We start from the raw sequence: 1,753 nt of genomic DNA, 5'->3' as shown, positions 1-1,753 counted from the left end.
CAAAAGTCGCTTGCATGCAAAATCGACCGTCGGATCAATTCCAATCGTCATTTCGGACCGTCCACTGTCAAAGTAGAAGCAAGCAAAAATATTTCCTGATGATGAATTGAGGGAGCCGTCATGGCAACCCAAGCCTTTTGATCATCTCCACCCTCGGCGTCGCTGCTGCTCGCTCGCGCTCGGCGCCACCCTCATCCTTCGGGCGCTGTCACCACCTCCGCGAGCCGTCGGCTCCGCTCGGTCGATCCCTCCCTCACTCCGGTCGGCGAACGCTGGCCAAGTCAATCGTCTGAGTTGGTTCACGCGAGTGTCTTCTTTCACCCTTCACTCTTCACCCTTCGAACTTCATCCCTGCCATCGTTCTCCGACGGACATCCTGTCCCCGACGGGTTTCAGTCGACGGGCATCCTACCCGCCGTGCCTTCGGCGTTCTTTCGTGCACGGGCCGTGTGCGGTCGTTCAATAGGATGGGCAAGGCGGCCAAGCATTGCGGCGGAAGTTGACTCAGTCCTGCGTTCACGCCAATCGTCCGCCGTGAGCCCAGAGACAGTGAACGCCAGATTGCATTTCGCGCCAATACAGCTCCTGACGTTTTTTCTTCCGGAACCCGACACCTTTGATCTGCACCTTACCAATCGATCGTAACCCCGGTTGCAATCACAAGCCGAGGTGACCCAAAAAGACGTGCCTGCTCGTGAAAATCACGTCCGACCACAGCAAGCCTGTCGCCTGCGATGAGCAGCATAAATTCACCAACATCAAGTTGAGTCGAGACTATTTCAATCCTCCCGTCCGTGAGAAGAGCCGACATGTCTCCAAAATATGTCAGTGGGCCAAATTCAGAGTGCTTGAGAAAGATAGGGTCACCATTCCGGCAATGGCCTAGAAGATAAAGCTCCGCAAATCTTGTTATGGCTAGTGCGCGCATCCGGGCGATTGCAGGGTGAACCCCTAGTATTTCTGACAGTATCAGGCCTTTTTCGTTTCCATCGATGCCCCGAAGGATTGAGTTGTTTGAAAGGAAGTCCAAAAACTGCGGGGTCCTAAAGCCAACGGTTTCGAAAGTGGTAACTGGAATTCGGCCAACGAGAATACCCAATTTATCGCATGCGTTACGAAAATCACGAGTTGCACTGCCGTAGTCGCCCATCGGTCACCTCCGCGGACTCAATGGAATCGATGGGTTGGGGAATCTCGTGGGGCGTGGCTCCGGTACTCCAGGGGGCCGAATGCCAGGGGTGCCATTCGGAAAGATCACAGGTTTTGGACGATACGGAGGACGAGTCGCCGGGGTTTCCTTTGGGCCAGCTGCAGGAGTGAGTGGGCTTGGGACGATAGACGGTGCTGGAATTGATGGAATGATCGGCGGCGCCGGATAGATATCTGGATAGCTGCCAATATAACGTGGCCAATCAATCTTTGGGTCGGTCACTTTGTTGGTGCGTTTGCATCGCTTGCTGCAAGCATAGGCTTTGACGACCGGCCAAAGAGCGTTCGATGTGACGTGTGGTTGGTAATGGGTTACTAGCTGAGGAAATGGAAGGTGCTGCCAAACAGATGGCCATTGGAAACCGGGGCTTCGATTAGCCAGGGCTTGGATTTGGTAGTACCAGTCCGCCTGCTGTAGTGAGTCCCGTATCAATGCGTCGATTGAGAGCATCGCGGAACAGCAGTCTGGCGCGTTCAAAAGTAGCGCGTTGTACTTCGGTCCGTATATATAACGGGCATGTAGAAACGTGTGAATGCTTTGTGA

Annotated in this window: 1 protein-coding gene; it reads right to left on the bottom strand. The window is 54.2% G+C overall.

Going from position 1 to position 1,753, the window contains the following annotated elements:
• Window positions 1–628: 628 nt before the first annotated feature.
• A complete protein-coding gene (locus H1B37_RS32710) occupies window positions 629–1,150 on the bottom strand; it encodes a hypothetical protein (RefSeq protein WP_182871469.1) in 522 nt (173 codons plus the stop codon).
• Window positions 1,151–1,753 lie beyond the last annotated feature (603 nt).

This window comes from Stieleria mannarensis, from assembly GCF_014154935.1.
Classification (GTDB): domain Bacteria; phylum Planctomycetota; class Planctomycetia; order Pirellulales; family Pirellulaceae; genus Stieleria; species Stieleria mannarensis.
The sequence above is the reverse complement of the archived record's forward strand: the minus strand, read 5'-3'. Positions and strand labels throughout refer to the sequence as shown.